Source organism: Bradyrhizobium sp. Ses1 (assembly GCF_059512365.1).
Genome location: NZ_JCAMOQ010000073.1, coordinates 23,311 through 29,933, shown reverse-complemented (window position 1 = coordinate 29,933; position 6,623 = coordinate 23,311). Strand labels below are relative to the sequence as shown.

8 protein-coding genes are annotated in these 6,623 nt (G+C 63.5%); 3 read left to right on the top strand and 5 right to left on the bottom strand.

What is annotated here, in order from left to right:
• Positions 1-1,230: 1,230 nt before the first annotated feature.
• Positions 1,231-1,530, bottom strand: a complete 300-nt coding sequence (locus AC5ZG5_RS42210; protein WP_207230945.1) for a winged helix-turn-helix transcriptional regulator — start codon at positions 1,528-1,530, stop codon at positions 1,231-1,233.
• 181 nt (positions 1,531-1,711) lie between these two features.
• Here AC5ZG5_RS42210 and AC5ZG5_RS42205 point away from each other — a divergent pair, with 181 nt between their 5' ends.
• Complete coding sequence (locus AC5ZG5_RS42205) at positions 1,712-2,038, top strand: nuclear transport factor 2 family protein (RefSeq protein WP_456646596.1); 327 nt, start codon at positions 1,712-1,714, stop codon at positions 2,036-2,038.
• Here the strand turns inward: AC5ZG5_RS42205 and AC5ZG5_RS42200 are convergent.
• The 3 genes from AC5ZG5_RS42200 to AC5ZG5_RS42190 all read right to left on the bottom strand — a co-directional run bounded on the left by AC5ZG5_RS42200 (position 2,018) and on the right by AC5ZG5_RS42190 (position 4,199).
• On the bottom strand, positions 2,018-3,106 hold the full coding sequence (locus AC5ZG5_RS42200; RefSeq protein ID WP_456646595.1) for an acyltransferase family protein: 1,089 nt from the start codon (positions 3,104-3,106) through the stop codon (positions 2,018-2,020). The genes AC5ZG5_RS42205 and AC5ZG5_RS42200 overlap by 21 nt on opposite strands.
• Before the next feature lie 111 nt (positions 3,107-3,217).
• Positions 3,218-3,421, bottom strand: coding sequence for a hypothetical protein (locus tag AC5ZG5_RS42195; RefSeq protein WP_028168768.1), 204 nt, complete (start codon positions 3,419-3,421; stop codon positions 3,218-3,220).
• Between the two features lie 157 nt (positions 3,422-3,578).
• Positions 3,579-4,199, bottom strand: coding sequence for a TetR/AcrR family transcriptional regulator (locus tag AC5ZG5_RS42190; RefSeq protein WP_028168767.1), 621 nt, complete (start codon positions 4,197-4,199; stop codon positions 3,579-3,581).
• A gap of 119 nt (positions 4,200-4,318) precedes the next feature.
• Between AC5ZG5_RS42190 and AC5ZG5_RS42185 the strand changes: the two genes are divergently transcribed.
• Positions 4,319-4,888 carry a hydrolase gene (locus AC5ZG5_RS42185; RefSeq protein WP_130223334.1) on the top strand — a complete coding sequence of 190 codons (570 nt, stop codon included), beginning with the start codon at positions 4,319-4,321 and terminating at the stop codon, positions 4,886-4,888.
• Positions 4,885-6,003 carry an AbrB family transcriptional regulator gene (locus tag AC5ZG5_RS42180; protein ID WP_456646594.1) on the top strand — a complete coding sequence of 373 codons (1,119 nt, stop codon included), beginning with the start codon at positions 4,885-4,887 and terminating at the stop codon, positions 6,001-6,003. Before AC5ZG5_RS42185 ends, AC5ZG5_RS42180 begins: the two co-directional genes overlap by 4 nt.
• Here the strand turns inward: AC5ZG5_RS42180 and AC5ZG5_RS42175 are convergent.
• A complete protein-coding gene (locus tag AC5ZG5_RS42175) occupies positions 5,953-6,591 on the bottom strand; it encodes a TetR/AcrR family transcriptional regulator (protein ID WP_456646593.1) in 639 nt (212 codons plus the stop codon). The genes AC5ZG5_RS42180 and AC5ZG5_RS42175 overlap by 51 nt on opposite strands.
• Between the last annotated feature and the right edge of the window lie 32 nt (positions 6,592-6,623).

Here is a 6,623-nt window from a genome sequence, read left to right as displayed (position 1 = left end):
TAGCGGTCCAGTTCCTGACCAGGCGCTTCGCCCTCGGCTCCCTCCGATAGCTGTCACTACTTGCCCAGTCTCGACGGCGGAAGCGGAATGTTTTTCTCGCGTGGGCTGGACAGACTTTGGCTGATTTGCCCGTCGGGTTGTTATGTCGCACCCAAGGTAGCCACATCGTCATTGCGAGCGAAGCGAAGCAATCCATAGCGCCGCTTGCGGAGACGTGGATTGCTTCGCTTACGCTCGCAATGACGGGGCTGTCATTCAGGGGCGATGCGTCGGCATAGAGCCCGGAATCCGTTTTCCCGCAATGCAAGTGGCTCGATGGATTCCGGGCTCGCGCTTCTGGAGTGCCCCGGAATGACGGAGAGTAAGGTGCTCGTGGCCTATCCTCGAGCTGCCGTTTACGCGGCTCATCGAGATGGAGAGCGCGGTTGCTCCGAACCGGTTGTGGGTGATAGAGAGCCGGCCTATGGAGCGGCGGGCTTTTCTTAAGACATTTGGAATTGGCGCGGTAGGTTTGGGCACAGCCTTTTGGGCTGGCAGCCGGAATACCATGCGCGGCGGCTGTTATCTTCAGCTCGGGACCAGCATCAGCGCGGGCACCGGCTCAACCCATGGCGGAGCCACACCAAGCATCATAGGCGAGCGGCTCGGAATGTTCGCCATCAATGGCGCCTTTCCGGGTTCGTGTGCCGGTCAACATAAATTGCCGCCACTCAACCCTGTTTCACTTTACGCGATCGCTGACGCGATTTCCTCGGGCGATTGGTCTGCACAACAACGAACCGGAGAACCGGTCCACGATTCGTCTGTCACTAACCTGCGGGCGACGAACTTTCCGAGCGTCTCCCACATTGCCCTGGAGTACGGCGCCAACGACTTCCGCTACGACCGCCCGATCGGATCGGACGATGATGTCGGCAGCGAGACCTTCAAAGGGGCGCTCAATCATTCGATCAGGCTCCTGCGGAAGTCTTGCCCGACGGCGCGGATCTTTCTCATCACGCCCTGGTGGTTGCCAACCCAAGACGATCGCGATAGCGATGTGCATCCGAACAAGCTCGGATATTTTCTTCGCGATTACATCGGCGCCATGCTGCGCGTGGCGGAAATAAACCGCGTCCCATGTCTTGATCTCTTCAATTTAGGAGGGGTCAGCAAAACCAACTATCGGGCTCTCACCCACGACGGGGTGCACCCGATTGGGGCGTTCTGCTCCGGGCCGTCCAGATATCCTCATTCATTTCGACCAGCGTCTAGCGGTGGCGCAAGCGGGCGCTGCTCGGCCCAGGTGAGCAGCCCATCGAGCGACGGACACAAGGATTGTCCCCAATCGGTCAGGCCGTATTCGACCTTCGGCGGCACCTGGTGATGGACGATGCGATGCACGATGCCGTCGTTCTCCATCTGGCGCAGTTGCTGAATCAGCATCTTCTGCGAGATCCCCGGGATCGCCCGCTCCAGGTCGGAGAAGCGCAGCAATTTGCCGCCAAACAGGTGGAAGAGGATCACGAGCTTCCACCGGCCATCCAGCATCCTGAACGCCTTCTCAACGCCCTCGGCGGCGCTCGCGGCTGTGTACTCAACCTTACCCAAAAGTCAGTACCTTACCTTTTCGTGCGTTCTTGCGGTTTGGCGAAGCTACAAACACCTTTCCGGCTACGCAATCGCGATCCACGACCGCGTCGTTCCCGACGCGCAAAGGAAAGGAAATCCGATGTCTCTCGATCTGCCGGGCCCGGTTGCCGCTTACTTTGCCGCCGACAGTCGCGATGGCGATGCCATCGCGCAATGCTTCAGCGAACGCGGCGTCGTGAAGGATGAAGGGCGCAAGCACGAGGGGCGCGCGGCCATCGCGCAGTGGAAGACCGACGCATCGACCAAATACAACTATACGAGCGAGCCGTTCGCTGTGGAGGAACGCGACGGGAAGATCGTCGTCACAGCGCATGTGGTCGGCGACTTTCCCGGTAGTCCGATCGATCTCAGATACTTCTTCGGGCTCGATGGCGACAAGATCGCCTCACTCGAGATCCTTCCCTGAGGTCGGAGCGAGCGACAGCAATTGCTGCTGTCTAGGTTCGATCGCGCTCGCCGGCGAGGGCTGTTTCGTGGCCAGCCGCCGGCCCAGGGCAATGAACGGCTTCTCGATATAGCGCCAGGAGAGCCAGGCCATCGGCGTCGTCAGCGCGACCGCCGCGATCGTTGTCGCAGATATCGCGAGCAGGACCGGCAGCCCCCTGGCATCGAGCAGTCGGCCGGTGAGCCACATACCGATCGGGTGAAGGAGATAAAAGCTGTAGGAGATACGGCCGTAGAAACGGACCGGACGGAGATCGAGAACGGCAAAGAGGCCGATCGAGCTTCGAAAGGCGACCAGCAGCACCAGCAGCGAGGAACTCAAGGTCTCCAGCGCAATGATCGGCGCGGTCTGTTTCTGTGATCCGCAGAAGCAGAGCAGGGCGATGGCCGCCATCGACAGGGTCCAGGCAGCGGCCGTGCGGAGCCGCTCGGCCGTCCGCTCGCCCTGCATCTGCAGAAGAACGCCGGCGACGAAGGCGTAGAGCGGCGCCAGGCTGGAAACGCCGCCAAGCAGATGCACATAGGTCCCCCAGAAGGAGAGCCCGAACAGGACAGCGATCGACACCATGAGCGGCTGCGGGCCGAAGCGCTGAAAAATCCAGACCGACAGCAGGATGACCGGCGTCGCGAAGCACTCGACGGTCATCGACCACATCACGCCGTTGATGTCATGGCGGACCATGATCGCATTGAGCATGACGTTGAGCGGATTGAATTTCGCCTCGTAGCCGACATAGAAGCCATATTGATGGTGCAGTAGCGTCAGCAGAGCGACCACCGCGATCGCCGCGGGAAACAGCCGGAACAGGCGATGTCGCAGAAACGTGACCGGGTTCGGATTGTTCTGCAGCGAGCGCGCCAGCACGAAACCGCTGAGCACGAAGAACATCACGACCGGCGCCATGCCCGTGACATAGGTGTCGGTGAACTGGCTCGTCATGTGATAGCCGACGACCGAGACCGCCGCGATGCCGCGCAGCGATTCAAGGCGAGGCAGGAAACCGAGCTTTCTTGCCTTGCTTGGGCTCACCTGTGCTTCGGGGACTGCCGCCATCATGGTCGCGTAACATTCCGCGCAGAGCTTGGCTACTGTGGCGCGCCGGGCACGCGTTCACCAACCTTCCGGACTAACCCTTATCCGCTAACCTTTGGGCCCTGAGGCGCTGTCGATCCATTGTCGCGTCTCCTCGTCGGACCAGCCAGGAACGGCAAATCCCTTCGGCGGGACAATGGGCTGCTGCTCGAGACGGAAATGTCGCTCGGGATGTCTGACGCGACGCACCGGCGCCGCGTCGGCAGCGGCGCACAGCATGATCAGCACGCCCAAGCAAAGAGCAAATCGCATCGGATATCCTCCGCTTCGACCGGACGTTCGCGCAACGCGAACGCTGCCTGCCACGCAGAATCTGGTCGCAGTCGGCATTTCCAAAATGCGCACCTGTTTTCACGAAAGCGGCAACGATCCGCCTTCCGATGCGCTCACTGCGCGCAAGCCGGTGCAGCTATCCCGCCGGCCTGCCGGGCGCGAGCCTGGCGGCGAGATAGAGGCGGTTCATCAATCTGAGCTGCTCGGGCGCGCCGGGGGTTGTCGGCGCGTCCTTCATGGTCATCCCGACCATCGTCTTCATGTTGTTGAGCACGACCGCGGCGATGTCCTCGGCCTCGTGCTCGTCGAGGCCGGGCGCGCAACGCTTCAGCGCTGTCTTGATCCCCGCGAGCGTCTGGCTACGGAAACGAAGACGGATCTCGGTCCAGTCGGTGCGGGAATCCAAGAACGCGGTGACCGCTCGGATCTGTGGGTAGAGCTTGGCCAGGAGATCGATGAGGATGTCGGCCAGTTGCTCCGGACTGGCGTCGGCGGCGTGGGCGAGGATCGCGTCGTATTCCGCCCGCAGCACCTCGGCATAGTGCTGCATCAAGGCGTCGGCGACGGCGTCCTTGTTCGGAAAGAAGCGATAGAGCGAGCCGATCTTGGCGTCCGCCCGCGCGGCGATCTCCGCCATGGTCGCGGCCTCGAAACCGCGTTCCTGGATCACCTCGGCCGCCGCCTGCATGAGTTCGGCGACGCGCTGGCGGCCGACCTCGCGCTGCGGCTGGAGCGGTTTGCGGTCCCGACTTGACAAAGTTGAGTATATCCTCAAATAGAGCAGTTGCGTGCTTGAGCTTTCCCTCAAGTATTTAGCCGCTCCCGACGCGCCCGGCAACGGGGCGGGGACGCCCCCACCTGGCGAAAGGACATCCCATGCTCATCCTGCCTGCCGCGACCACAGCATTGATCCTGATCGACCTTCAAAAAGGGATCGTCGGCCTGCCGACCGAGCCCCATTCCGGTCCAGCCGTCCTTGCCCAGGGACAGGAGCTCGCCCGGCGCTTCCGCGCGGCCAAGGCGCCCGTCGTGCTGGTCAACGTCGCCTTCTCGCCCGACTTCAGCGACGCGCTGAAGTCGCCGGTCGATCAACCGATGCAAGCGCCGCCCGGCGGCTTTCCCGAGGGTTGGTCGGACTTGGCGGATGGCCTCGCCGAACCGTCGGATATCAGGATCACCAAGCGGCAATGGGGCGCGTTCTATGGCACGGAGCTCGATCTGCAGCTCCGCCGGCGCGGCGTGACCACCGTGGTGATCGGCGGCATCGCCACCAATATCGGCGTCGAATCCACCGCGCGTGCCGCGCATGAGCATGGCTATGCGGTCGTGCTGGCGGAAGACGCGAGCGCCGATCGTTCGGCGGACATGCACGCCTTTGCCTTCGAGCACATTTTCCCGCGGCTTGGCCGCGTGGCTAAAGCGGCCGAGATCGAGCTGCAGCGGTGAGCGAGCAGCAAGCCTATCTCCCGCTCCGAGCGCTGCCGGTCGCCGTCCGCTGGGCGGTGCTCGTCGTGGTTTCGTTGCTGATCGCCGGCGTGCTGCAGTGGGTGAGGCTGCCTGCCGCCTTGCTGCTGGGGCCGCTGGCCGCGGCCGCGCTGGTGCAGATGGGCGGAGGGGCGGTGAGGGTGCCCCGCCTGCTGATCGCTGCAGCCCAGGCAATCATTGGCTGTCTCGTCGCGCAATCGATCACGCCGGCAATCATCAGCGGCTTCGTGCGCTACTGGCCGATCATCCTCGCCACCGTGGCGCTTTCGGTCGGCGCAAGCGCTCTGATCGGCTGGACCATGAGCCGCTTGCGCATCATCCCCGGCACCACGGCGGTCTGGGGCATGCTGCCGGGCGCTGCCACGGTGATGATGGTGATGGCCGAGGCTCACGGCGCCGATTTCCGGCTCGTGGCTTTCATGCAGTATCTGCGCGTCGTGCTGGTGGCCGCGGCCGCCTCGGTGGTGGCGCTATGGTTTGCGCACGGCGGTGGCGGCCGTTTCAGTGCCGGGCTTTTTCAGCCTGTCGACCTGACGAACCTCGGAGCCACCGCGGCCATTGCGCTCGTCGGCGCTGGTCTTGCCGCGCGGATGCCGGCCGGCGTGCTGCTTGGGCCGCTCGTTCTCGGCGCGGTGCTCAACGTGCTTGGCTGGGTGAAGATCGAGCTGCCGCCACTGGTGCTGATCGCAACTTACGCTCTCATCGGCTGGAATACAGGCTTGCGCTTCACGCGCGACGTGCTGGCGACCGCCGCTCGTGCGCTGCCACAAAGCATCGGCGCAACCGCGGTCCTGATGGCGTTTTGCGGACTGCTGGCATGGCTGTTGGTGGTGCTCCTGCACGTCGATCCGCTGACCGCCTATCTCGCCACCAGCCCCGGCGGCGTCGATGCCGCCGCGATCATCGCCGCCTCGACCAAGGTCGACACGTCCTTCGTCATGGCGCTGCAGACCGTGCGCGTGATCCTGCTGCTGTTCCTCGGTCCATCGGTCGCGCGCTGGGTGGCGGGAACGCTCGATCGCGCGTCAGCCAGTCCGGGACCGGATGGTCCGCCGGACATTGGCGGCCCTGATTGATTTGCGTGGCGGCGGCATCAGCCCGCGAACGAGACGCGCGGCCGCTGCTCCAGCGGTTTCCATATAGCTTGGATCACGATGCAGCAGGACGACGGCAAACGCGCCGTCCAACAGCAGGATGACCTGCCGCGCAAGCTGCCGCGCTTCCCGCGGGGCGGCCGCATCTTCGAAGACGGAGCAGAGCCAGTCCTCGACGCGTTTCTTGTGCGCGCGGCCGATCACCATCGCTGGATGACCGGGCAGGTTGACCAGTTCGACCGAGGTACGCAGGAAGCCGCACCCCTTCCACTTGGCGTGTCGCGCCGACCGCGCGAGGTTGCGGAAGATCGCTTCCACCTTGGCGGCCACGTCACCGTCGGCCTCGGCGAACCAGCGCTTGAACAAAGCGAGATTTGGCTGGTCGCGGATCTCGAGATAGGCCGCGATCAGATCGTCCTTGCTGCGGAAATGATAGTAGAGCGTCCGCTTGGTAAGGCCGGCCTTTTCCGCCACCGCATCGACGCTGACGGCGCGGATGCCCTCGCCGTAGAACAATTTTCCGGCGGCTTGAAGGATGCGCTCACGCGTCGAACGGCCAGTCTCGCTCATGGCGCCTTATGTATACTGACCAGTGAATATAC